The following is a 24,115-nucleotide window of genomic DNA, read 5'->3' as shown; positions in this document are numbered from 1 at the left end:
CTAAGTCGTTCACCGGTGCAGTAGCTATATAAAACACTGAATACCAGGTGAACGGAACTGTCTCGCGACTCACAGAGATGTGACTAAGAGACAGCTTTGGGTGAGGGTTGCTTCTAAGCATAAACCCCTCGATCTCTCCCCAACTTCCGGTTTACATTGGTTGTCCGCGACACTGTAAACCAGGAGAACCTCACCGTGTTTCAAAAAGTTGACGCCTATGCTGGCGACCCAATCCTTTCCTTGATGGAACGTTTCAAAGTTGATCCGCGTAGCGACAAGGTCAACCTCAGCATTGGCCTGTATTACAACGAAGATGGGATCATCCCGCAGTTGCAGGCCGTGGCTCAAGCTGAAGAACGCCTGAATTCTCAACCGCATGGCGCGTCGATTTACCTGCCGATGGAAGGGCTGAACAGCTACCGCAGCGCGATTGCTCCGCTGTTGTTTGGTGCAGATCACCCGGCGCTTCTTGAAGGGCGGATCGCGACAATTCAAACGCTTGGCGGCTCCGGCGCGTTGAAAGTGGGTGCGGATTTCCTGAAAACTTATTTCCCAAATTCACAGGTGTGGGTCAGCGATCCGACCTGGGAAAACCATGTCGCAATCTTTGGCGGTGCCGGTTTTGAAGTGAACACTTATCCGTGGTTCGATACCGAAACCAACGGCGTGCGCTTCGAAGCACTGCTTGAAAAGCTGAATACCCTGCCTGCGCAAAGCATCGTGCTGCTGCATCCCTGCTGCCATAACCCGACCGGTTCTGATCTGACTGATTCCCAGTGGGATGCAGTGGTCGAAATCCTTAAAGCCCGCGAGCTGATCCCATTCCTTGATATCGCTTATCAAGGCTTTGGCGCAGGCATGGAACAAGACGCTTACGCCATTCGCGCGATTGCCAGCGCGGGTCTTCCTGCTTTGGTCAGCAACTCGTTCTCGAAGATTTTCTCGCTGTATGGCGAGCGTGTCGGCGGGCTGTCGGTTGTGTGTGAAAACGCCGAAACCGCAAGCCGTGTATTGGGCCAATTGAAAGCCACCGTGCGCCGCAACTACTCCAGCCCACCAAACTTTGGTGCGCAGGTTGTGGCTTTGGTGTTGAACGACGAGCAGCTGAAAGCCAACTGGCTGGAAGAAGTGGAAACCATGCGCCGCCGTATTCTCGATATGCGTCAGGCTCTGGTTTCCGTGCTGAAAGCGGAAATGCCGGACCGTAACTTTGACTATCTGCTGCAACAACGCGGCATGTTCAGCTACACCGGTTTGAGCGCAGAACAAGTTGACCGTCTGCGTGATGAGTTCGGCGTGTATCTGATTGCCAGCGGCCGCATGTGTGTCGCCGGGCTTAACAGCAACAATGTGCAGCGCGTGGCGCAGGCGTTTGCTGCTGTAATGTAAGTGCTTACTTACTTTTAATCCCCAAAAGGCGATGTGTGATCATCGCCTTTTTCTATGATAAATCTTAAAAAAAACCTTTCTCTGGGGCTGATGCCTCGGTATTGTCGATCTGATTTTTGACCAGTTGTTCCGATTTATAATCATAAAAACTAACGAAAATAATAGGGAAAACGATGCGTAAAATGACTCTGGCACTCAGTGCCGCGTGTTTGTTACTAGGATTGAATCAGTCGGCTCTCGCTAAAGAATCTGCCCCGGTTCCGCTAAACCCTGGCGTCACCGTTGCACAGTTGGCACAACAAGTTCCCATTCACTGGGTTTCTGTCGCACAAATTGAAAATAGCCTGTTAGGCCGCGCACCGATGGCGGTTGGTTTTGATATCGACGACACGGTTCTGTTCTCAAGCCCTGGCTTCTATCGCGGGCAAAAAGAGTATTCACCGGGTAAACAGGATTACCTGAAAAACCCTGAGTTCTGGGAAAAAATGAACAACGGCTGGGATGATTTCAGCATGCCAAAAGAGGTGGCGAAAAACCTGATTGCCATGCACCTCAAGCGCGGCGACAGCATTTACTTTGTCACCGGGCGCAGCCAGACCAAAACTGAAACCGTGACCAAAACGCTGCAAAATGATTTCCAGATACCGCAGGCCAACGTCAATCCAGTGATCTTCGCAGGCGATCATCCGGGTCAAAACACCAAAACGCAGTGGCTCAAAGACAAGCAAATCAAAGTGTTCTACGGCGATTCAGACGGTGATATCACTGCGGCGCAAGATGTCGGCGCGCGTGGCATCCGTTTGTTACGTGCTTCAAACTCAAGCTATCAGCCATTGCCAAAAGCAGGTGCTTTTGGTGAAGAAGTGATTGTTAATTCCGAATACTAATTTACCCGTCATACTTCAAGTTGGTCGGGTGAAGCTACACTTACCCGACCGACAAAAAGAAATTTGGTTAAGCCCGTCGTTTTCACATTAGCCCATCAAGGGGAATAAAAATGACCAATTCGGAGCTATTGCAGTACTGCATGAACAAACCCGGCGCGGAACAAACGGTTCACAGCGACTGGAAGGCCACGCAAATCAAAGTGGCAGATGTGATGTATGCGATGGTGCATGACGTGGAAACGCGCCCGGCGGTGTCTTTGAAAGCCAGCCCCGAACTCACTGATTTGCTGCGCGATAGTCATAAAGATGTGTTCCCCAGCGCGCATTTAAACAAAGCGCACTGGAGCACGGTTTATCTGGATGGAACGCTGCCGGACTCGCAGATTTACTATCTGGTCGATGCCTCTTACCAGCAGGCTTTATCGCTGCTGCCTCAGGGAACCCGGCAGCAGCTTTCTGACTGATTCGGCTATTTCAGCAAAGGCTTAAGGAAACGAGCGGTATGTGACGCTTCGCATTCCGCCACGGTTTCAGGCGTACCAGAAACCAGAATTTCCCCACCGCCGCTGCCGCCTTCCGGGCCAAGATCAACAATCCAGTCAGCCGTCTTAATCACGTCCAGATTATGCTCGATAACCACGATGGTATTGCCCTGGTCGCGCAGCTGATGCAGAACTTCCAGCAGTTGCTGGATATCAGCAAAGTGCAGGCCCGTGGTCGGCTCATCGAGGATATACAGCGTCTGGCCTGTACCACGCTTGGAAAGCTCACGCGCAAGTTTCACACGTTGTGCTTCACCACCTGACAGCGTCGTCGCAGATTGCCCCAGGCGAATGTAAGACAAGCCAACGTCGATTAACGTTTGCAGCTTACGCGCCAGCGCTGGCACGGCATCAAAGAACTCACGAGCGTCTTCAATGGTCATATCCAGCACTTCGTGAATGCTCTTGCCTTTGTACTTAATTTCCAGCGTTTCGCGGTTGTAACGCTTGCCACGGCACTGATCGCAAGGCACGTAAATATCCGGCAGGAAGTGCATCTCAACTTTGATCACACCGTCGCCCTGGCACGCTTCACAACGCCCACCGCGCACGTTAAAGCTGAAACGCCCTGGCGTATAACCACGCGCACGGGATTCCGGCACACCCGCAAACAGCTCACGCACTGGCGTAAACACGCCGGTGTAGGTTGCCGGGTTTGAACGCGGCGTACGGCCAATCGGGCTTTGGTCGATATCGATAACTTTGTCGAAATGCTCCAGGCCGTGAACTTCACGGTACGGCGCCGGTTCTGCAAGCGTTGCACCATTCAACTGAGTTTGAGCAATCGGGAACAGCGTATCGTTAATCAACGTGGATTTACCTGAGCCGGACACGCCGGTAATGCAGGTAAACAGGCCTACAGGCAGCGTCAACGTCACGTCTTTCAGGTTGTTGCCTTTCGCGCCAACCAGCTTCAACACTTTCTCAGGATCAGCCGGAACGCGGTTTTTCGGCACCGCAATTTGACGCTTCCCGCTGAGGAACTGCCCGGTCAAAGATTCCGGCACATCCATGATGTCTTGCATGGTGCCTTCAGCAACCACCTGGCCGCCGTGAACACCGGCACCTGGGCCGATATCAATAATATGGTCAGCGGCGCGAATCGCATCTTCGTCATGCTCAACCACAATGACGGTATTCCCGAGGTCGCGCAGATGAATCAGAGTTTCCAGTAAACGCTCGTTATCGCGCTGATGCAGGCCAATTGACGGCTCATCCAGCACATACATCACGCCCACCAGACCCGCACCAATCTGGCTTGCCAGACGAATACGCTGCGCTTCACCGCCAGAAAGTGTCTCTGCGGAACGGGAAAGCGAAAGGTAATTCAGGCCGACGTTGACCAGGAACCGCAGGCGATCGCCAATCTCTTTCAGCACTTTCTCAGCGATTTGCGCGCGCTGGCCGCTGAGTTTCATGTTCTGGAAGAACTCCATCGCATGGCCGATGCTCATATCAGAGATCGTCGGCAGCGGCGTGTTTTCAACAAACACATGGCGCGCTTCGCGGCGCAGACGAGTGCCTTCGCAGCTTGAACAGGAACGGTTGCTGATAAATTTCGCCAGCTCTTCGCGCACGGCGGAAGATTCGGTTTCTTTGTAGCGACGTTCCATATTATGCAGAACGCCTTCAAACGGATGGCGGCGAACTGAGGTGTCGCCACGGTCGTTAATGTATTTGAATTCGATGCTTTCTTTGCCGGAACCATTAAGCACCACGTTTTTCACGCTGGCGCTCAGTTCGTTCCACGGCGTTTCGACATCGAATTTATAATGCTCCGCAAGCGAGCGCATCATCGTGAAGTAATAGAAGTTGCGACGATCCCAGCCGCGAATCGCGCCGCCCGCGAGCGAAAGCTCGCCGTTTTGCACTACACGCTCAGGGTCGAAATATTGCTGAACACCAAGGCCGTCACAGGTCGGGCAGGCACCGGCTGGGTTGTTGAACGAGAACAGGCGCGGTTCCAGTTCGCGCATGCTGTAGCCGCAAATCGGGCAGGCGAAGTTTGCCGAGAACAGCAACTCTTCGGCTTTTTCGTCGTCCATATCGGCGACAACCGCAGAGCCACCGGACAAATCCAGCGCGGTTTCAAATGATTCAGCCAGACGCTGGGCGATATCTTCGCGTACTTTGAAACGGTCAACGACCACTTCAATGGTATGTTTTTTCTGTAATTCCAGCTTTGGTGGATCCGAGAGATCGCACACTTCGCCGTCGATCCTCGCGCGGATATAACCCTGGCTTGCGAGGTTTTCCAGCGTTTTAGTGTGCTCGCCTTTACGATCTTTAATGATCGGCGCGAGCAGCATCAGGCGCTTGCCTTCCGGCTGCGCTAAAACGTTATCGACCATCTGGCTGACGGTTTGCGCCGCAAGCGGCACATCGTGGTCAGGGCAGCGTGGCTCACCGACGCGGGCATACAGCAGGCGCAGGTAATCGTGAATTTCTGTGATAGTGCCGACGGTTGAACGCGGGTTGTGCGACGTCGATTTCTGCTCGATAGAAATCGCAGGCGACAAGCCTTCAATGTGGTCGACATCCGGCTTTTCCATCAACGACAGGAACTGGCGCGCATAGGCGGATAGGGACTCAACGTAACGACGCTGCCCCTCGGCATATAAGGTGTCGAAAGCCAGTGAGGATTTGCCAGAACCCGAAAGACCCGTCACGACAATCAGCTTGTCGCGTGGGATCACGATATTGATATTTTTGAGATTGTGGGTGCGGGCGCCCCGAACTTCGATCTTATCCATTCACCTTTCCCGGTTTAAACGCTTTTTGCCAGGCCGCACTGGAGGCCGCCGACGATCACAAACGGCTAATTATGACACAATAAAACCTGAATGGATATCCAGTGCTTTAATGCAATAATGTATATCCAGCCGACATTCTGGAATGCACGCCGCAGCTATAAAGATTAGGGGTGGCGTGGTAGAATCGAGGGTTTACACTATCAATAAACGTTTCAGGAGACACGACCATGGCCAGCAGAGGCGTAAACAAGGTGATTCTCGTCGGGAATCTGGGTCAAGACCCGGAAGTGCGCTACATGCCAAATGGTGGCGCAGTTGCCAACATTACTCTGGCCACGTCAGAGTCCTGGCGCGACAAGCAAACCGGCGAAACTAAAGAAAAAACTGAATGGCACCGTGTTGTGCTGTTTGGCAAACTGGCGGAAGTTGCGGGCGAATACCTGCGTAAAGGCTCCCAGGTTTATATCGAAGGCGCATTGCAGACGCGCAAATGGACCGACCAGGCTGGCGTTGAAAAATACACCACCGAAGTCGTGGTTAACGTTGGCGGAACCATGCAGATGTTGGGTGGCCGTGCAGCGGGCGGTGCTCCTGCTGGCGGTGGCGCTCCAGGCCAGCAGCAAGGCGGTTGGGGTCAGCCTCAACAACCACAGCAGTCTGGTGGCAACCAGTTCAGCGGCGGCGCGCAATCTCGTCCGCAGCAGAGCGCTCCAGCGCCATCTAACAATGAACCACCAATGGACTTCGATGACGATATTCCATTCTGATAATGGTTCTGGCATTTAGCATTATCAAAACCCCCGCTTGCGGGGGTTTTCTTTTTTACGGTCACGGCAAAATTATCTATTAATAATATGCATGTATGACTCCGCGTCATAAGTATTCCTGCTTGCATTAAAACGTTATCCAGCTAAGTTGTTTTATGCAAACACAGACACTTATAACTCCACCGGAGAACAGCATGACGGATTTCGTTATTCCAGAAATAAAAGCATCAGAAGATGAAATGATTGCCATACGCCATTATTTACACGCTAACCCGGAATTAAGTCTGGAGGAGTTTAAAACCAGTGATTTAGTGGCAAAACAACTCGAATCCTGGGGATATAAAGTCACGCGTGAAATTGGCACCACAGGGGTTGTGGGTTCTCTTAAAAAAGGCGATTCGAATAAATCGATTGGCCTGCGCGCAGATATGGACGCCCTGCCTATTTTTGAAGAAACGAATTTACCCTGGGCCAGCACCGTTGCCGGGAAAATGCATGCCTGCGGTCACGACGGACACACCACTATTTTGTTAGCGGCGGCAAAATATATCGCTTCCGACGCCTGCGAATTTAACGGCACCGTGCATCTCATATTCCAGCCCGCTGAAGAAGCGATTGGCGGCGCGGACTTAATGATTAAAGACGGATTATTCGAGCGTTTCCCGTGCGATCGCGTCTTTGCGCTGCACAATATGCCAGGCTTGCCGACCGGTAAACTCGGTTTCTACTCCGGCAATTTCATGGCCTCCGCAGATACCGTAAAAATCACCATTAAAGGCTACGGCGGCCATGGCGCTTACCCGCATCGCACCGTTGACCCGATTGTGACCGGTGCTGCACTTATTACCGCGCTGCAAACCATTGTTTCGCGCAACGTCACGCCGGGCGAAACCGCCATTGTGACGGTCGGAACCTTTAATTCTGGAATTGCCTCAAACGTCATCCCGGACAGCGCCGTCATGGAACTCACCGTGCGCGCCATGAAACCGGAAATCCGTGACCTGCTGATTAAAAGAATTGAAGAGTTGGCCGATCTCACGGCGAAAAGTTTCGGTGCGAGTTGCGAAGTGGAGGTTTACGACTCCTATCCGGTTCTGATTAACGACGATGAACAAACCGCATTTGCCCGCGAATTAGCCGTTGAATTCTTTGGCAAAGATGCGGTGCTCGATAAAGTCCTGCCTTCCACCGGCAGCGAAGATTTTGCCTTTATGCTGCAAGAAAGGCCGGGCAGCTATTTCTTATTGGGCAATGGCGAAAAAGGGGAGAAAGGCGGCTGCATGGTGCATAACCCAGGTTATGACTTTAATGACGACATTATTTCCACCGGTGCCTCATTCTTCTCGCGTTTAGTCCAAACCTATTGTCGCTAATATCCTGGAGCTGATATGAAAAAATATATTCTGCCGTTAATGGCTCTGCTGGCGACAAGTTCGGTATTCGCCAATACGATTAAAGAGATTCGCTTTGGAGTGGATCCGACATTCGCGCCGTTTGAGTCCAAAGACGCCACCGGGAAAGTGGTCGGTTTTGATATTGATTTAGGCAACGCTATTTGCGCAAAACTCCAGGCTAAGTGCGTATGGGTGGAAAATAACTTCGATGCGATTATTCCTGCACTGCAAGCTCGAAAGTTTGATGCCATTCTTTCCGGGATGTATATGACGGAAAAACGCAAAGAACAAATCGCTTTCACCGACAAAATATATAACGGCCCGGTGTTCCTGGTGGCTCACAAAAACAGCCCGATCAAGCCGGATGTTGAACAGTTGAAAGGCAAAACCATCGGCGTTGAGCAAGGCTCTGCACAGGAAACTTATGCCAATAAAAACTGGCGCAGTGCTGGTGTCAATGTGGTGGCTTATCAGGGGGCGGATTTAGTGGTGCAGGATTTAGAATCCGGACGTATCGACGGTGCGGTGCTTTCCGGTGTGATGGCGGAATACAGCTTCCTCAACAAACCGCAGGGTAAAGATTTTGCCATGATTGGCGGTGCATTGCAGGATCAGCAATTGTTCGGAGCGGGTGCGGCAATTGGCCTGCGCAAAGATGATAACGAATTACGCGAAGCGTTAAATGGCGCAATCAGCCAGATTATTGCCGACGGTACTTACAAGAAACTGGCGGATAAATACTTCAGTTTCGATATTTATTCAGGGACTTAATTTCAGCAAAGCACCACGTTTATACAAACCTGGTGCTTTTCTTCAGCCACTTCGTTGTACACCGAGAATAGTTTAAAAACTGCTCACCAATAAACAATTCAAAAACAATGAATTAACCTTTAATCTTCATTTGAAGCTCCATTCCACTTGTCGGGCTGATCACAAATTGAACAGTGGGCGGTTGTGTTTAACTATTCACTTAATCAATATGCTTTCTCGACGCAGTTGCCGATGAGAGCACAAAAATGACTAAATTATTTGTTGGCGTTGATGTGGGTTCTGCCAGTGTCAGAGCAGGCATTTTCACTATGGAAGGCACCCGCCTGGCATTTTCTGTTCGTCCTATCCAACAGTTCCACTACCCGCCTAATCGAGTAGAACAATCTTCCAGTGATATCTGGCAACAGGTTTGCACCACAGTGCGCGAGGCGATCAGTCTTGCAGGTGTAAAGCCACAGCAGGTGGCTTCTATTGGATTTGACGCCACATGTTCATTGGTTGCGGTGGGGGATCGTGGGCAGCCAGTGGCGGTTGGCGAAGAAGGCGAAGCCGACCACGACATCGTGATGTGGATGGATCACCGTGCTGGCGAAGAAACCCAACGTATCAACGCCACGAATGATTCAGTGCTGCAATACGTCGGTGGGCAGGTCAGCATTGAGATGGAATTGCCTAAAATCCTGTGGCTGAAAAACCATTTTCCCGAGCGCTACGCCGCCACCAGGCGTTTTTTCGACTTAGCCGATTACCTGGTGTGGCGTGCTACGGGTGTTGATGCAGCGGGCGTTTGCACGCTGACGTGCAAATGGAACTACCTGGCGCACGAAGAACGCTTCAGCCAAAGTTTGCTTGCGTCTGTTGAGTTAACGGATTTGGTTAACAAAATCCCCCCGGACATTATTCACGTTGGGCAGCCTGTCGGCACCTTGCGCACTGATGTAGCCGCGCAGTTGGGTTTAACGTCTGATGTCGTGGTCGCAAGCGGTTTAATTGATGCCCACGCAGGTGGCCTGGCGTTAGTGGCGGCGGCTCCTGAAGCCAATCTGGCAATCATCAGCGGCACTTCAAACTGCCATATGATTGTGAGTCAAGAGGCGAAATCGGTGCCGGGCGTTTGGGGGCCATATTACGCGGCAATGTACCCAGGCTGGTGGCTAAACGAAGGCGGGCAAAGTGCAGCGGGCGCGCTGGTGGACTGGACTTTGCAGCAAAGTGACGCCTGGCCTGCGCTTAAAAGCGAAGCCGACGCGTTGGGTTGCAGCGTTTATCAAATCCTTAATCAGTGGGTCAGCGAACTCGAAGCTTGCGAAAAATACCCGACCCGCCAACTCCATATTCTGGCCGACCACCACGGCAACCGCTCACCGCGGTCTGATGCGAATGCCCGTGGAATGGTCGCCGGGCTAACACTTGAAAAAGGCCAGCCTCAACTTGCGCGCGTATACCTCGCCACGCTGCAAGCCATTGCCTACGGCACGCGCCACATCATCGACACCATGGAACAAAACGGCCAGCGTATTAGTTCGATAACGTTGTGCGGCGGCGCGAGCAAAAACCCGCTCTGGCTGCGCGAATACGCCAACGTCACTGGGCGCGCCATCCATCTGGTTGAAGAAGAAGACGCCGTCACGCTTGGAGCGGCACTCAATGGCGCGGTGGCCTGCAAGGCATTCAGAAATTTTTCGGCGGCAGCCAGCGCCATGGTGAGGCTTGATAAAACCATTGAGCCCGACGCGGCACACCGTGCATTCCACGATGCGAAATATCAGGTGTATCTGCAAATGTACCAGGACCAGCAGCGGTATCAGGTTGCTATGCAGCAAACCCTCGTGGCCCATTAATTACATAAAAGGATTAAGAAAGTGATTACACAAACTCTGCCTTCTGTGTCGCAAAAAATATCTGCGGGTAAAAATGAAATCCTGATGGTGACCAACGCTGATTTACGTGAATCAGCGAACCTCGCCTGCTGGCCGGTGCAGCAAAAATATGAAGCGAAATTGCAAGATACCCTGAGTTCACTGGGTTACACCATGAAACGCGCCCATCCGGTTGATGAGGAACGCGGCCACGGGTTTATCAGCAGCCAACGGCAGGGCAGCACGCTGTTCGCGCAAATCGATGAAAATGCCCCGGTGATTGTATTGCTAACGGCCTGGCAATATTCCCATCACGTTGCACCGTCGCTGGTTCATCACAAAGGCCCGATTCTGTTAATGGCAAATTTTGACGGCACCTGGCCGGGTCTGGTGGGCATGTTGTGCCTGGCGGGGTCGCTGACCAGCCTCGGGAAGTCATACTCGCGTTTATGGTCAGAAAATTTCGATGACGACCTGTTCATCAATGGCCTGCAAACCTGGCTGCGTTACGGCTCACTGCAGCATTCAACCGGCTATTTGCATGACGTTGCGCCAACCCATCCGGTGATGGCGACACAAGCGGGAGCGATGGGACGCAATGCGGGTGAATATATCCTGAAAAACAAAGAGATCCTCGGTCTGTTCGACACCTTCTGCATGGGGATGATTAACGGCGTATTCCCGCAACAGGCGATGGTCAATATCGGTATGCCGATTGAATCGCTGTCGCAATCGGCGCTGCTGGTGGAAATGGCAAAAGTGCCTGATGAACTGCGTGAAGAATGCCTGGCGTGGTATCAGGAACGCGGCATGAAATTCCAGTTTGGCGAAAATGCCGCTAACGAATTAACCCGCGAGCAGGTCAAAGAGCAGTGCGCAATGATGATTGCGATGGCCCGTTTTGTGCAGCGTTTTGGCTTGTCTGCTGTTGGCGTGCAGTATCAACAAGGTCTGAAAGACAGCTGTGCAGCGTCTGATTTTGCAGAAGGTGCGTTGGGTTCCACCGAGCGTTTCCCGATCTCTGACGAACAGGGAAATATCATTTGCGAAGGCCAGCCGATTCCGTGCATTAACGAAGTGGATATGGGTACAGCCATCCCGCAAACCATGTTGTGGCGCTTGCTCACATCATTCTCTCTGCCAGCCGAAACCACGCTACATGACATCCGCTGGGGCAGCGAATATCAGGGGACTTTCTACTGGGATTTGGAAATTTCTGGTGCCGTACCGTTTGAACACCTGAAAGGGGGAATTGCCGGGGCAACGGGTTATCGCCAACCTGCAATGTACTTCCCGTATGGCGGCTCCACAATTAGCGGGCAGGGCAAAGCAGGTCGCTTTATCTGGGCGCGTGCGCACTATGAAGGCACTGACGTCATCATGCATATCGGCACCGGGCACGCGGTGGAATTACCTGCCGACGAGTTCGAACGGCGCCGTCGTGCGACCTGTTACGAATGGCCGTTACTGAATGCGGTGCTGGATGGCGTCGGGCGCGACGACCTGATGGCGGGCCATCAAAGCAACCACCTGACAGTGGCTTATGTTCCAGAAAATACACTGCAAACGGTTTTGCAGGCCTTCGTTGCTCAGTCGCTGACCCAGGGTATTCGGGTGCAAGTTGCCGGTGACGCAATTCGGTTGCTGTAAGAGGACGCGCTGATGAACGAACAGAAATACCGAGGTATCTGGCCGGTGATGTTAACGCCGTTTACCGAACAAAAAGAGATCGACTGGTCTTCGCTGGAACGCTTAATCGAGTGGTATCTCTCGGCGGGGGTACACGGTTTGTTTGCCGATTGCCAGTCGAGTGAAATGTTCTATTTGAGCGATGAAGAATCTCTCGAGCTGGTGAAATTCGTCGTGAAGTGCGTGAAAGGGCGCGTGCCGGTGGTGGCTTCTGGCCATACCGCCAATGCATTTAACCATCAGCGCGAACAACTGATTAGCATGTCAGATACCGGCGTTGATGCAGTCATTCTGATCAGTAACCGACTGGCTCTGGCGGGTGAAACTGACGCACTGGCGTTATCTCATTTGCAGCGGCTCACCGCCGATGTCCCGCAACATGTCGATCTCGGTATTTACGAATGTCCGTTCCCTTACAAGCGTTTGCTGAGTGACGACACCGTGGAGTGGTGTGCGCAAAGTGGCCGCTACACCTTTATCAAAGATACCTGTTGCAGCTTGCCGATGATTAAACATCGCCTGGAATTAACCCAGGGCAGCCGCCTGCATCTGGCGAATGCCAACAGCCAGACACTGCTTGCTTCTTTGCAGGCGGGTTGCCAGGCCTACAGCGGCGTGATGGCGAACTTCCATCCAGAGCTGTATGTCTGGCTGTACGAAAACTTCCAGACACAGCCGGAAAAAGCCCTGCGTCTGGCGGATTACCTTTCTACGGCAGCCCTGGCAGAAAACCTGGATTACCCGGTTTGTGCAAAATCTTTCCAGCAGGAAATTGGGAATTTCTCGACCCACACCTGCCGGGTACGCAGCAGCCATGGCTATCGTGAAACCTTCTTCCCGCAAGCAATTGATAGCATGATGCGGTTGGGGCGTGATATTCAGAAAACCCTGGAAATATAAGGAGATAACTGATGTCGTTCACCCAGCAAAGCCGCCAGTTTTTACTGCCCGAAGCGCAAACGGATTTCGCGCAATGCCATGCTTCTACGCTTGTGGTGTTGCCGGAGCACAACTCAGTGTTGGTCGCTTTTTTTGCCGGAGCGAAAGAAGGCAGCGGTGATACCGCCATCTGGCTGGTGCGAACTGAAAACAGTGAATGGCAACCGGCGCAGCGCATCATGGCAGAGCCGGGTGTTGCGCACTGGAACCCGGTGCTGCATTACCAGCACGGTACGGTATGGCTGTTTTATAAAGTGGGGCCAGATGTTCACACCTGGACGACGCGCGTAGCGGTTTCACACGATGGCGGCCTGAGCTGGAGCGAGCCGAGCCCGCTTATTAACGGCGATACACAACCTCGTGGCCCGGTGAAAAACAAAATTCTGCTGATGAGTAATAGCGAATGGTTAGCGCCAGGTTCGACGGAAAATGACCAACACTGGGATGCTTTTGTTGATTTGTCTGCGGACAACGGACACTGCTGGTTCAAAGTTGATATTCCGTTTGAGCACCAGTCACCAGAGCAAACTGCCGATGAAAACACCTGGCAAGGGCTTAAAGATAATGCGTTGTGGGAATGCGATTTAAAGCAAGTGTTCACCTGGGATGGTGTGATTCAGCCCACGTTGTGGGAATCACAACCGGGGAAAATTCATGCGTTACTACGCAGCACGCGTGGAAAGATCTATCGTACTGATTCTGTTGATTATGGCCGAAGCTGGTGCGCTGCATACGCCACACAACTTCCCAATAACAACAGTGGAATTGATGTGATTCGTCTGAGCAGCGGAACGCTAATTCTGGCGTGTAATCCTATCGAAGGAAACTGGGGGCGGCGTTATCCGATTGCCTTACTGGAATCGCAGGATAACGGCGCAACGTGGTCACAACCCTGGGCTTTAGAACACAGCAAGGGTGAATTTTCCTATCCCGCCATTATTGCTGAGGGGGACGTTTTACATCTGACGTGGACATTTAACCGAACAAACATCGTTTACCAGACCATCACACACAATAAATAAAAACAGCGGAGTACCCTATGAAGAAGAACCTGTTATGTGCCTTGTTAATGTTGCTGCCGTTTGGTGTGGTTCATGCCGAACAAACCCTGACTTACCCGAAAAAGAACATTGATGTCGTTATCCCGAAAAATCCGGGTGGTGGCACGGATACTTCCGCGCGTACCGTCATTGAATTTGCTCGTGACAGAATGCCGTCCGGCACTATGATGGTTCCGGTCAACAAGCCTGCGGGCAACGGAATCACGGGCCTGCTGGAAGTCGCAAAAGCGCGTCCAGACGGTTATAAACTGGTGATGACTACCGTTGAGTTGGCGATGTTCCCGCACCAGGGGAAATCACCGGTAACGTATAAAGATTTCACTCCTATCGTTACCACCATTGCTGACCCGGTTGCCGTGGTTGTTAATGCCAAATCGCCGTACAACACGCTACAAGAATTTATTGATGCCGCGAAAGCGAACCCGGGGAAAATTAAAGTGGGTAACTCCGGCATGGGCGCAATTTACGATCTCGCGACCATTAATATCGAAAAAATTACCGGCACTAAATTCAACCGTATTCCTTATAACGAAGGAACCGGGCCTTCCATCGCCGCATTAGTCGGTGAGCACATTGATGCGGTGTTGACCACACCGGGTTCAGTTAAATCTCAGGTTGATGCCGGTATTTTAAAAGTACTCGGTGTGATGGATGAAAAACGCTTCCCGTTATTCCCAGATGTCCCGACATTTAAAGAAGCGCTGAATCTGGATGTGAACGTAAAAATGCGCGCCTGGGCGGTTCTGGCGACCACGGCAAAAGTGGATGACAATATCAAGAAACAACTGGTTGATACGTTTACCGAAGTGGTGAAAACCCCTGCATACCAGGAAGCCCTGAAGAAACAAGGCATTATGCCGGTAGTGATTACCGGTGATGATGCCTATGAAATGATGAAAGACGACCACGAGTTGTACGGCAAACTGATTGCCGAAACCACGAAGAAATAATCGATAAAAATATCACCCATCTCCTGTCGGTGAATGCCGGCAGGAGGGAGATTCGACAATGCGAACGCAGAATTTTTTTGTTGGGATGTTCTCTCTGGTATTGGGGATAGCGATTATCTTCCTCTCGCGCAATATGCCGATGTTTGATGAAAACGGCATATTAGGTGAGCGATTCTGGCCTTATACCCTGGCCTGGTTATTTATTGGCTTAGGCGTTATCCAATGGATAAGTATTTATTTACAGCGTGGCACTGCCGATAGCGAAAAAGCCGATCTTAGCTCTTATCCGGTGCGCAAAGCCTACGGTGTGACGGTGTTGATGGTGATATATGCGGTGGCGCTTTGTTATGCCGGATTTATTGCTTCATCAGTCATTTTGATCCCGGCCATTATGTGGGTAATGGGGGAGCGTCGTCCGCTATTTTTAGCCATTACCACTGCACTGATTGTGCTGTGTATTTATGTTTCATTTGAAGTTGTCTTTAATTCACCGCTGCCGGAATCTCTATTTTCCGAGTCATTCTAAGAGGCTAAGATGAACGAAATTCTTGATGCCCTGATGATAGTCTTTAGCTTAGAAACGACCGGCATGATTTTGCTTGGCGTTCTGGCGGGAATCATCATTGGCGCACTACCCGGCTTAACGGTGAATATGGGTATCGCCTTGTTGTTACCGCTGACATATTCCTTCCAGGGAATGACCGGCATTCTGATGTTACTCGGCGTTTATTGCGGCGCGGTATATGGCGGTTCAATTACCGCGATATTAATTAGTACGCCAGGAACACCTGCGTCAGCCGCTACCGTGCTTGATGGCTATCCGATGGCAAAACGTGGCGAAGCAGGACGCGCGCTGGGTTTATCGACACTGGCATCCATGTTTGGCGGTGTGTTCAGTACCATCGCGCTGGTATTAATTGCGCCGCTGCTGGCAAAAGTTGCCACTGGATTTTCTTCTGCGGAATACTTTGCCCTCGCCATTTTTGGCATCAGCATAATTACCAGCGTTTCATCGCAGTCGATTATTAAAGGTTTAATCGGTGGTGTACTGGGCTTATTTATTGCCACCATTGGATTAGATCCAATGACCAGCGGTATGCGTTTTACCTTTGATTCTATTTATCTGATGGGCGGGATTTCGTTTATTCCAGTATTAGTCGGCCTGTTTGCTTTCTCTCAGGGTTTATTAAGTCTTGAAGAAGATTACCGCGAACGTGTTGCGGGAATTGTACGCCAGACTAAAAGCAAAATTGACCGCATTCTACCGACCTGGTCTGATATTAAACGCGTGATGCCAACTTACATCCGTTCGTCCATCATTGGCACTGGCATCGGTGCCATTCCAGGAACGGGCGGTGATATCGCCTCGTTTATTGCGTACAACGAAGCCAAGCGCTGGTCAAAACACCCGGAGGAGTTTGGTCACGGCTCACCGGAAGGCGTTTCGGCACCGGAAGCGGGTGCCAACTCCGTGGCGGGTGGCGCAATGGTTCCACTGATGACCCTCGGTATTCCTGGCGATGGCGCGACGGCAATTATCATGGGCGCGTTTATGGTGCAGGGGCTGGCGCTCGGGCCGCAGTTATTCACGGATCATCCCGTTGAAGTGAACTCCATTTTCATCGGCTTGTTCGCCGCAAATATCTTCATGGGTATTATGGGCTTTATGGGGATGCGCTTATTCGCCAAAGTGATGAGTGTGCCGCGTCGTGTGCTGGTGCCGATTATTTTTGTGCTGTGTTCGGTCGGGGCTTATTCCGTTAACCACGATATGACTGATGTATTTGTCATGATGGGCGCGGGTCTGGTGGCGTATATCCTGATTAAGCTCGATTTTTCGATGTCGCCCATTGTTATCGGTATTATTCTGGGGCCGATGGCCGAATCGAATTTCCGCCGCACACTGGTTATTTCCGAAGGCGATCCGATGATATTCCTCACGCGTCCGGTCTGTGCGGTATTTTTAGGTATCGCAATACTCACGCTGTTGTTACCGATTTTTGGCCCGCGTTTAAAAGCCTTATGGCGTAAACAAACCAGCTAAGGAAGAGTTAGATTGGCAAAGACAATTGAGCAAATCGCCACGGATCTTGGCGTCTCCATTACCACGGTGCGAGCCGTGCTAAATGGCAATGCGCAGAAGTATCGCATTAGCGAAAAGACCCAAGAAAGAATCAATAGTTACGTTAAAAAACATAGCTATACCATCAATCTTGCTGCGCGGAGCTTAAAGCTTAATAAAACGGACACCTTTGGTCTGGTGATCCCGCGCCTGTCTAACCCCTTCTTTTCTGCACTGGCCGAATTACTGGAAGCGCGCTGCCGTGAGCAAGGTTATCAACTGATGATTAGCTGTACCAACAATGATACGGCCTATGAAAACTTGTTGGTGAAATCGCTGGAGAATCGCAACGTTGACGGGATTTTTGTTGTCTCGACCAATGCGACAAGCCAGGCGCATTACCTGAAACACTGCCTGAAACCGTTAGTGTTTCTTGATAGAGATTTTGGCGTTGAAGGGGCGTGTTGCGTGGTGACGGACAACGTAGACAGTGGGTTTCGTCTCACCGACGCGATGTTGAACCATACTCATGCGCCCATTCAGTTTTTTGTTGGGGACCCTAATTCACCGTCGATTGTTGACCGTCTAACCGGTTATCGTGCGGCGATGAAGCAGCACGGCATCAAAATAATGCCTGAGTACATCAGCAGTGCCGGACATAACCAATTGAGCGACGGTGAAAAAATGATGGCAGATTACATTGATACTCATCACCGTTGGCCGCAGCATTTTATTGCCTCGTCGTTGCCAATTTTACAAGGTGCGCTGGGCGTATTGCGCGAGCGGTACGGTTATATTCCGCACGAGATTAATATTGGTACTTTCGATGACAATATTATGCTGAGTTTTCTGGCCAACAATATTTGGGCGATGCGCCAAAACGAGAAGCATCTGGCGCATGAAGCTTGCCAGTTGATGCTCGAAAAACTCGCCAGAAACGATGAGCCGCCCGGCAGCAGATCCAAAGCGGAGCTGGTCTTCAGGCAAAGTACGGTGAATGCCCGTGACGCAAAACGCTGACTGACAAAAACAAAAAAGGCCTCGTATTTAACCGAGGCCTTTCACATTTCTGGCTGACCAATCAGGTCATTACCATCGGCCACTCAGGTGGCGCATGGCTTGAGATTTCAACCATAATGTCTTTGAACGATGCCCAGATAACCGGGAAATCGGCCAGTTCTAACCCTAATAAACCGGTCGCAAACCACAATGCAGACGCAATCCCCAGCATGCTGCTGACGATGGCAAAAAACGTGTAGTCGGATTTGCGAAACTGGATATTCAACGTGCTGGCTAAAAACATCAGAACCGCACTGACTAAAGGCCAGCGCATCAACAACACGCTGGTAGTAATTGCCGCCATGAAAATTGTTCCTTAATCACATAACTCATTACGCTCAACGGTTATGCGCGACTCAAGGCGCAACAATTACAGCTCGGGACCGTCAGGGGAATGAATAGGGTGCAGAAAATGTAATAAAAATCCTGTCTCACAGGATTTGTGAACTATATCACATTTGTTCTTTTAATCGCCAGTTGTATGGCGCATTTTCTGACCCATCTTTGCGTGTTCAGGCAACAATAATGCGCCACGCCGGGTCAGGCGTGGTGACGATAATCAGTCGGTGTGCGGTCAAACTCACGGCGGAAAACGCGGGAAAAGGTCTGCTGGGAAACGTAACCGTAGTCCATCGCGATATCAAAAATTGGTCGCTGGGTGTTACGTAGCTCTTTGGCCGCCATCAACAAACGGCGCTGGCGAATGTATTCACCTAACGTCTGGCGCTTCACGGTACGGAACATCCGCTGAAGATACCATTTTGAATAGCCTGATTTTTTTGCCACAACGTCAATGTTCAGCGGTTGATCAATGTGATCGTCAATCCATTCAGTCAAAGTTTGAATAATGTCCTGGTGTGCCATAAGCGATCCTCAAGCCTGTTTGTTCGTTAGCAGGTTTTGTTGGCAGCGAGTATAATTCCTCAAGTTAACTTGAGGTAAAGAGCATTATGGAAAAGAAATTACCGCGCTTTAAACCCTTACTCAGTCCAGGCGAAGTGGCGAAGCGCAGCGGCGTGGCTGTTTCGGCTTTGCACTTCTACGAGAGCAAGGGGCTGATTAAAAGCAGAAGAAACAGTGGAAACCAGCGTCGTTACACGCGTGATGTGCTGCGAAACGTCGCCATTATTAAAATCGCCCAGCGAATCGGCATTCCGCTTTCGACCATTGGTGAAGAGTTTGGCGTGTTGCCCGACGGCCACAAAATCAATAAAAACGACTGGAAAAAGATGTCGTCGCAATGGCGTGAAGAACTCGATCGGCGCATCAATATGCTCACCGCGTTGCGTGACGAACTCGATGGCTGTATCGGCTGCGGGTGTTTATCGGGTGCCGACTGCCCGCTGCGAAATCCGGGGGATAAACTGGGTGAAGAGGGGACGGGCGCGCGTCTTTTAGAAGATGATTAATCAGAATTGCAGCCAAAACTAAAGCGCCCAACTTCGGCGCTTTAGTTTATTCCCGGTCTTTGTCTTTCGATCTATCCCGCTTTTCGCAAGGAGGGTTTCCCCCGACATCAGCGTCCCTCAATCACACATTCTCAGGAGGTTCCGGATTGCGCTGACAACTTAAGTGTAGCCAGGCTCACTCAGGTTTCAAGGCGGATTTGCATGTTTTTTGAACAATTCTAATACTGCAGACTTCTCAGCGTTTCCTATAGTTAACGCATCTTGCTAAACAGAAGGTTACCTCATGCTTATCGTTCATCACCTTAATAACTCCCGCTCGCAGCGTATTTTATGGATGCTTGAAGAGCTTCAGGTGCCGTATCAAATTGTGCGCTATCAACGCGAACCCACCATGCTGGCGCCCGACTCGTTAAAAGTCGTTCACCCGCTGGGAAAATCCCCGGTGGTGGAAGATAACGGCAACATCATCGCGGAATCTGGGGCCATCATCGAATATCTGCAAGAAACCTACGACCCCGAAAGCCGCCTCAAACCGATTTCCTGCGAGGACAAACTGCGTTATCGCTTCTGGCTGCATTACGCCGAAGGATCGTTAATGCCGTTATTAATGATGAAACTGGTCTTTGGTAGCCTGGGAAAAGCGCCGGTGCCGTGGTTGCTGCGCCCGGTGGGAAATGTATTAGGGCAGGGCGTGCAAAAAGCGTATCTCAACAAACAGATTTTGACCCATGCGCGTTATCTCGAAGATTGCCTGCAACAAACGCCGTGGTTTGCCGGGCAAGCGCTAAGTGCCGCAGATATTCAGATGAGTTTCCCCGTCATCGCGTTGCTGTCTCGCGGCGGCATAAACGACCTGCCGAATTTGCAAAACTGGTACAACCAAATCCAAATCCGTCCGGCCTGGCAACGGGCAATTCAACAAGGCGGGCCATTCGAAATACCTTGAGTCCATGTATCGAAAAATCCTATGAGCCAGGAAAATGCATTCCCCGTATCTTGAATCGTTGTTGCTAAATTGCGCATCGACGATAACGTTTGCGCATGAGGCGGCGATATTTTGACCGGGCAGTGCATTTTTCACTAAAAAGGGGCAAAGTTCGGTTGAAAATCCATGTAAGAAGGCCGGATAATCGTTTGCCTTAATTTTGACGCACAGTTTGTATGCGCGGAGTTAAACGTTTGCTTTTTTTGTGACGCCCTTTTTTGTCACAAACGTAGCACAGGGATTTACTCGAATTTATGAGAGTAGTAGACGTTTAATCAGCAGTGGATTGTCCACCACGCAGACCGACTTAATCATAAAAATCTCAGGGGATTTTTCACTATGTCTAATCATTCTCCGCGTGCAACCAGCGGCATCGACGCCTGGTTCAAAATATCTGCACGTGGCAGTACCGTTCGCCAGGAAATCGTTGCGGGTTTAACGACCTTCCTCGCGATGGTGTACTCCGTGATCGTCGTACCGGGCATGCTCGGTAAAGCAGGTTTCCCTCCTGCGGCGGTCTTTGTGGCGACTTGTCTGGTTGCTGGCGTTGGCTCACTGCTGATGGGCCTGTGGGCGAACCTGCCGCTGGCTATCGGTTGCGCCATTTCACTGACGGCGTTCACCGCATTTAGCCTGGTGCTCGGCCAACACATCAGCGTTCCGGTCGCCTTAGGCGCGGTGTTCCTGATGGGTGTGCTGTTCACCATCATCTCCGCAACCGGCATTCGTAGCTGGATTTTGCGTAACTTGCCGATGGGCGTTGCGCACGGCACCGGCATCGGTATCGGCCTGTTCCTGCTGCTGATTGCCGCAAACGGTGTCGGCCTGGTGATCAAAAACCCACTCGACGGCTTGCCTGTCGCGCTCGGTCACTTCGCCAGCTTCCCGGTAATCATGTCTTTGATTGGCCTGGCAGTAATTATTGGTCTGGAAAAACTGAAAGTCCCTGGCGGCATTCTGCTGACCATTATTGGGATTTCCATTTTCGGCCTGATTTTCGACCCGACAGTGCATTTCTCCGGCATCTTCGCTATGCCTTCGCTGAAAGACGAAGCGGGTAACTCACTGATTGGCAGCCTGGATATTATGGGCGCGCTGAACCCAGTGGTATTGCCAAGCGTTCTGGCGCTGGTGATGACGGCGGTATTCGATGCCACCGGCACCATCCGTGCGGTTGCAGGCCAGGCAAATCTGCTGGATAAAGACGGCCAAATCATTGATGGCGGCAAAGCGCTGACCACCGACTCCCTGAGCAGCGTGTTCTCAGGCCTGGTGGGTGCGGCTCCGGCGGCGGTTTACATCGAATCTGCGGCAGGTACTGCGGCGGGCGGCAAAACGGGCCTGACGGCAATTACCGTTGGCGTACTGTTCCTGCTGATCCTGTTCCTGTCTCCGCTGTCTTACCTGGTTCCTGCTTACGCCACCGCTCCGGCGCTGATGTACGTAGGTTTGCTGATGCTGAGCAACGTAGCAAAAATCGACTTCGCTGATTTCGTCGATGCCATGGCGGGCCTGATTACTGCGGTATTCATCGTGCTGACCTGTAACATCGTTACCGGCATCATGATTGGTTTCGCCTCGCTGGTGATTGGCCGCATCGTCTCTGGTGAATGGCGCAAGCTGAACATCGGAACCGTGGTCATTGCCATCGCACTCGTAGCATTTTACGCAGGCGGCTGGGCCATCTAAGTTGTCGTTATGTCGGATGACGCTAGCGCTTATCCGACCTACAACTGCATTCACTAATTCGGGCGCGGGGAGCGCATGCTCACCCGCCTGCAAAACACCTTCCAGAATAATCAACACACTTCCCGTTTCCTTCCTGTGTAAAAAGTTGTTTTACTATTGGGTATAACAACATCCTGCAAAAAGGGTTTCACAAAACACCGCGACTAAGGAAAGCATGGAAATCTTCTTTACTATTCTCATCATGACCCTTGTGGTTTCGCTTTCTGGTGTGGCTACACGCATGCTGCCATTCCAGATCCCGCTCCCGTTAATGCAAATTGCGATTGGTGCACTGCTCGCCTGGCCACACTTTGGGTTACACGTCGATTTCAACCCGGAACTGTTCCTGGTGCTGTTTATTCCACCGCTGCTGTTTGCGGACGGCTGGAAAACGCCGACGCACGAATTTCTAAACCACGGGCGGGAAATCATCGGCCTGGCGTTGGTTCTGGTGCTCGTCACCGTCGTCGGCATTGGCTTCCTGATTTACTTTATGGTGCCGGGTATTCCGTTAATTCCAGCGTTTGCGCTGGCGGCGGTGCTCTCACCAACCGATGCCGTGGCGCTTTCCGGCATTGTCGGAGAAGGGCGTATTCCGAAGAAAATCATGGGGATTTTGCAGGGCGAAGCGTTGATGAACGACGCCTCCGGCCTGGTATCGCTGAAAATGGCGGTCGCGGTGGCGGTCGGCACGATGGTGTTTACCGTCGGCGGTGCAACGGTCGAATTCTTCAAAGTGGCGATTGGCGGCTTGCTGGCGGGGATTGCCGTGAGCTGGCTGTACGGCAAATCGCTGCGCCTGATGAGCCGCTGGAGTGGCGACGAACCGGCCACGCAAATCTTGCTGCTGCTGTTGTTGCCATTCGCCTCTTATCTGATTGCCGAACACATCGGCGTTTCCGGCATCCTGGCCGCGGTGGCGGCGGGTATGACGATCACCCGTTCCGGCGTGTTGCGCAGCGCGCCGCTGGCGATGCGCCTGCGTGCTAACAGCGTGTGGGCGATGCTCGAATTCGTGTTCAACGGCATGGTGTTCCTGATGTTGGGCCTGCAATTGCCGGGCATTCTGAAAACGTCTGTGGCGGCAGCTAATGCCGATCCGAACGTTGAATTGTGGATGCTGTTCGTGGATGTCGGGCTTATCTATTTTGCCCTGATCGGCGTGCGTTTCCTGTGGCTGTGGACCATGAAACGCATCAGCCTGCGCTTTATGAAAAAGCGCCCGCTGGAGTTCGGCAGCTACACCACCCGCGAATTGTGCATTGCGTCATTTGCCGGTGTGCGCGGGGCGATTACGCTGGCGGGTGTGCTCTCGATTCCGCTGCTGTTAGGCGACGGCACGCCATTCCCGGCGCGTTACGAGCTTATTTTCCTGTCGGCTGGCGTGATTCTATTCTCGCTGTTTGCAGGCGTGATAATGCTGCCGATTTTATTGCGTAACGTCGAAGTTCCCGACAAATCCATGGCGCGCCAGGAAGAACGTATCGCCCGCGCTGCGACGGCAGAAGTGGCGATTGTCGCCATCGAGAAAATGGAAGAGCGATTGCATGCCGATGTGAACGAAAACATCGACGATCAGCTGCTAAAAGAGGTGAGTTCGCGGGTTATCGGCAACTTGCGCCGCCGTGCTGACGGGCGCAACGATGTGGAAAGCAGCGAGCTGGAAGAGAACCTCGAGCGCCGTTTCCGCCTGGCCGCGTTACGTTCTGAACGCGCCGAGTTGTACCATTTGCGCGCCACGCAGAAAATCAGTAATGAAACGCTAATGAAGCTGCTGCACGATCTCGATTTGCTCGAGGCGTTGCTGGTGGAACAGCAGTAATCGTCGATTCCTCGTCCTCTCCTGGGGGAGCTGTCTCTTAGTCACATTT

At 51.8% G+C, this 24,115-nt stretch carries 21 protein-coding genes; 18 read left to right on the top strand and 3 right to left on the bottom strand.

What is annotated here, in order from left to right:
- The first annotated feature begins 195 nt into the window (after positions 1 to 195).
- The 3 genes from tyrB (at position 196) to D6029_RS21310 (ending at position 2,740) form a co-directional block, all read left to right on the top strand.
- A complete protein-coding gene (gene tyrB / locus D6029_RS21320; protein WP_120066683.1) occupies positions 196 to 1,389 on the top strand; it encodes an aromatic amino acid transaminase in 1,194 nt (397 codons plus the stop codon).
- 173 nt (positions 1,390 to 1,562) lie between these two features.
- Entirely contained in the window at positions 1,563 to 2,276 is a 714-nt protein-coding gene (gene aphA, locus D6029_RS21315; protein ID WP_120066682.1) for an acid phosphatase AphA, read from the top strand.
- A 110-nt stretch (positions 2,277 to 2,386) separates the two neighbouring features.
- A complete protein-coding gene (locus D6029_RS21310; protein WP_120066681.1) occupies positions 2,387 to 2,740 on the top strand; it encodes an MmcQ/YjbR family DNA-binding protein in 354 nt (117 codons plus the stop codon).
- 5 nt (positions 2,741 to 2,745) lie between these two features.
- Here D6029_RS21310 and uvrA read toward each other — a convergent pair whose 3' ends face one another.
- The gene (uvrA, locus tag D6029_RS21305; protein WP_120066680.1) at positions 2,746 to 5,571 is read right to left on the bottom strand and encodes an excinuclease ABC subunit UvrA; all 2,826 of its coding nucleotides are present in this window, start codon (positions 5,569 to 5,571) and stop codon (positions 2,746 to 2,748) included.
- Between the two features lie 227 nt (positions 5,572 to 5,798).
- Here uvrA and ssb1 point away from each other — a divergent pair, with 227 nt between their 5' ends.
- The 11 genes from ssb1 (at position 5,799) to D6029_RS21250 (ending at position 18,083) form a co-directional block, all read left to right on the top strand.
- Positions 5,799 to 6,338, top strand: a complete 540-nt coding sequence (ssb1, locus tag D6029_RS21300) for a single-stranded DNA-binding protein SSB1 (protein ID WP_120066679.1) — start codon at positions 5,799 to 5,801, stop codon at positions 6,336 to 6,338.
- Between the two features lie 194 nt (positions 6,339 to 6,532).
- Positions 6,533 to 7,711: a M20 aminoacylase family protein gene (locus tag D6029_RS21295; protein WP_120066678.1), complete on the top strand. Its 1,179-nt coding sequence runs from the start codon at positions 6,533 to 6,535 to the stop codon at positions 7,709 to 7,711.
- 15 nt (positions 7,712 to 7,726) lie between these two features.
- On the top strand, positions 7,727 to 8,503 hold the full coding sequence (locus D6029_RS21290) for an ABC transporter substrate-binding protein (RefSeq protein ID WP_120066677.1): 777 nt from the start codon (positions 7,727 to 7,729) through the stop codon (positions 8,501 to 8,503).
- Between the two features lie 245 nt (positions 8,504 to 8,748).
- Positions 8,749 to 10,344 (top strand): FGGY-family carbohydrate kinase, encoded by a 1,596-nt coding sequence (locus tag D6029_RS21285; protein WP_120066676.1) that lies wholly within the window; start codon positions 8,749 to 8,751, stop codon positions 10,342 to 10,344.
- A gap of 21 nt (positions 10,345 to 10,365) precedes the next feature.
- Positions 10,366 to 12,012 (top strand): signal transduction protein, encoded by a 1,647-nt coding sequence (locus D6029_RS21280; RefSeq protein WP_120066675.1) that lies wholly within the window; start codon positions 10,366 to 10,368, stop codon positions 12,010 to 12,012.
- A gap of 12 nt (positions 12,013 to 12,024) precedes the next feature.
- A complete protein-coding gene (locus D6029_RS21275) occupies positions 12,025 to 12,951 on the top strand; it encodes a dihydrodipicolinate synthase family protein (RefSeq protein WP_120066674.1) in 927 nt (308 codons plus the stop codon).
- Positions 12,952 to 12,962: 11 nt separating this feature from the next.
- Entirely contained in the window at positions 12,963 to 14,012 is a 1,050-nt protein-coding gene (locus D6029_RS21270; RefSeq protein ID WP_120066673.1) for a sialidase family protein, read from the top strand.
- A gap of 17 nt (positions 14,013 to 14,029) precedes the next feature.
- Positions 14,030 to 15,001 carry a tripartite tricarboxylate transporter substrate binding protein gene (locus D6029_RS21265; protein ID WP_120066672.1) on the top strand — a complete coding sequence of 324 codons (972 nt, stop codon included), beginning with the start codon at positions 14,030 to 14,032 and terminating at the stop codon, positions 14,999 to 15,001.
- Between the two features lie 58 nt (positions 15,002 to 15,059).
- Positions 15,060 to 15,527: a tripartite tricarboxylate transporter TctB family protein gene (locus tag D6029_RS21260; protein ID WP_120066671.1), complete on the top strand. Its 468-nt coding sequence runs from the start codon at positions 15,060 to 15,062 to the stop codon at positions 15,525 to 15,527.
- A 9-nt stretch (positions 15,528 to 15,536) separates the two neighbouring features.
- Positions 15,537 to 17,045, top strand: coding sequence for a tripartite tricarboxylate transporter permease (locus tag D6029_RS21255; RefSeq protein WP_120066670.1), 1,509 nt, complete (start codon positions 15,537 to 15,539; stop codon positions 17,043 to 17,045).
- Positions 17,046 to 17,057: 12 nt separating this feature from the next.
- A complete protein-coding gene (locus tag D6029_RS21250) occupies positions 17,058 to 18,083 on the top strand; it encodes a LacI family DNA-binding transcriptional regulator (RefSeq protein WP_120066669.1) in 1,026 nt (341 codons plus the stop codon).
- Positions 18,084 to 18,144: 61 nt separating this feature from the next.
- Here D6029_RS21250 and D6029_RS21245 read toward each other — a convergent pair whose 3' ends face one another.
- Entirely contained in the window at positions 18,145 to 18,426 is a 282-nt protein-coding gene (locus D6029_RS21245) for a YjcB family protein (protein WP_120066668.1), read from the bottom strand.
- 236 nt (positions 18,427 to 18,662) lie between these two features.
- On the bottom strand, positions 18,663 to 18,986 hold the full coding sequence (gene soxS, locus D6029_RS21240) for a superoxide response transcriptional regulator SoxS (RefSeq protein ID WP_034492462.1): 324 nt from the start codon (positions 18,984 to 18,986) through the stop codon (positions 18,663 to 18,665).
- 86 nt (positions 18,987 to 19,072) lie between these two features.
- Between soxS and soxR the strand changes: the two genes are divergently transcribed.
- From soxR to D6029_RS21220, 4 genes are all read left to right on the top strand, one after another.
- Positions 19,073 to 19,531, top strand: coding sequence for a redox-sensitive transcriptional activator SoxR (soxR, locus tag D6029_RS21235; RefSeq protein ID WP_120066667.1), 459 nt, complete (start codon positions 19,073 to 19,075; stop codon positions 19,529 to 19,531).
- A 283-nt stretch (positions 19,532 to 19,814) separates the two neighbouring features.
- Entirely contained in the window at positions 19,815 to 20,477 is a 663-nt protein-coding gene (locus tag D6029_RS21230; protein WP_120066666.1) for a glutathione S-transferase family protein, read from the top strand.
- Between the two features lie 378 nt (positions 20,478 to 20,855).
- Positions 20,856 to 22,205: an NCS2 family permease gene (locus D6029_RS21225; RefSeq protein WP_120066665.1), complete on the top strand. Its 1,350-nt coding sequence runs from the start codon at positions 20,856 to 20,858 to the stop codon at positions 22,203 to 22,205.
- A 214-nt stretch (positions 22,206 to 22,419) separates the two neighbouring features.
- A complete protein-coding gene (locus D6029_RS21220; protein ID WP_120066664.1) occupies positions 22,420 to 24,066 on the top strand; it encodes a Na+/H+ antiporter in 1,647 nt (548 codons plus the stop codon).
- The last annotated feature ends 49 nt before the right edge of the window (positions 24,067 to 24,115 follow it).

This window comes from Buttiauxella izardii, assembly GCF_003601925.1.
Lineage (GTDB): Bacteria > Pseudomonadota > Gammaproteobacteria > Enterobacterales > Enterobacteriaceae > Buttiauxella > Buttiauxella izardii.
This window is presented reverse-complemented; position numbering and strand designations above follow the sequence as displayed.

Bases quoted from the DNA above. Each gene is read 5' to 3' on its own strand.
- D6029_RS21310 (WP_120066681.1), top strand. From the start codon at position 2,387: ATGACCAATTCGGAGCTATTGCAGTACTGCATGAACAAACCCGGCGCG.
- aphA (WP_120066682.1), top strand. From the start codon at position 1,563: ATGCGTAAAATGACTCTGGCACTCAGTGCCGCGTGTTTGTTACTAGGA.
- D6029_RS21260 (WP_120066671.1), top strand. From the start codon at position 15,060: ATGCGAACGCAGAATTTTTTTGTTGGGATGTTCTCTCTGGTATTGGGG.
- D6029_RS21285 (WP_120066676.1), top strand. From the start codon at position 8,749: ATGACTAAATTATTTGTTGGCGTTGATGTGGGTTCTGCCAGTGTCAGA.
- D6029_RS21275 (WP_120066674.1), top strand. From the start codon at position 12,025: ATGAACGAACAGAAATACCGAGGTATCTGGCCGGTGATGTTAACGCCG.
- D6029_RS21220 (WP_120066664.1), top strand. From the start codon at position 22,420: ATGGAAATCTTCTTTACTATTCTCATCATGACCCTTGTGGTTTCGCTT.
- D6029_RS21295 (WP_120066678.1), top strand. From the start codon at position 6,533: ATGACGGATTTCGTTATTCCAGAAATAAAAGCATCAGAAGATGAAATG.
- ssb1 (WP_120066679.1), top strand. From the start codon at position 5,799: ATGGCCAGCAGAGGCGTAAACAAGGTGATTCTCGTCGGGAATCTGGGT.
- soxR (WP_120066667.1), top strand. From the start codon at position 19,073: ATGGAAAAGAAATTACCGCGCTTTAAACCCTTACTCAGTCCAGGCGAA.
- D6029_RS21290 (WP_120066677.1), top strand. From the start codon at position 7,727: ATGAAAAAATATATTCTGCCGTTAATGGCTCTGCTGGCGACAAGTTCG.
- D6029_RS21245 (WP_120066668.1), bottom strand. From the start codon at position 18,426: ATGGCGGCAATTACTACCAGCGTGTTGTTGATGCGCTGGCCTTTAGTC.
- D6029_RS21230 (WP_120066666.1), top strand. From the start codon at position 19,815: ATGCTTATCGTTCATCACCTTAATAACTCCCGCTCGCAGCGTATTTTA.
- D6029_RS21225 (WP_120066665.1), top strand. From the start codon at position 20,856: ATGTCTAATCATTCTCCGCGTGCAACCAGCGGCATCGACGCCTGGTTC.
- uvrA (WP_120066680.1), bottom strand. From the start codon at position 5,571: ATGGATAAGATCGAAGTTCGGGGCGCCCGCACCCACAATCTCAAAAAT.
- D6029_RS21255 (WP_120066670.1), top strand. From the start codon at position 15,537: ATGAACGAAATTCTTGATGCCCTGATGATAGTCTTTAGCTTAGAAACG.
- D6029_RS21265 (WP_120066672.1), top strand. From the start codon at position 14,030: ATGAAGAAGAACCTGTTATGTGCCTTGTTAATGTTGCTGCCGTTTGGT.
- D6029_RS21270 (WP_120066673.1), top strand. From the start codon at position 12,963: ATGTCGTTCACCCAGCAAAGCCGCCAGTTTTTACTGCCCGAAGCGCAA.
- soxS (WP_034492462.1), bottom strand. From the start codon at position 18,986: ATGGCACACCAGGACATTATTCAAACTTTGACTGAATGGATTGACGAT.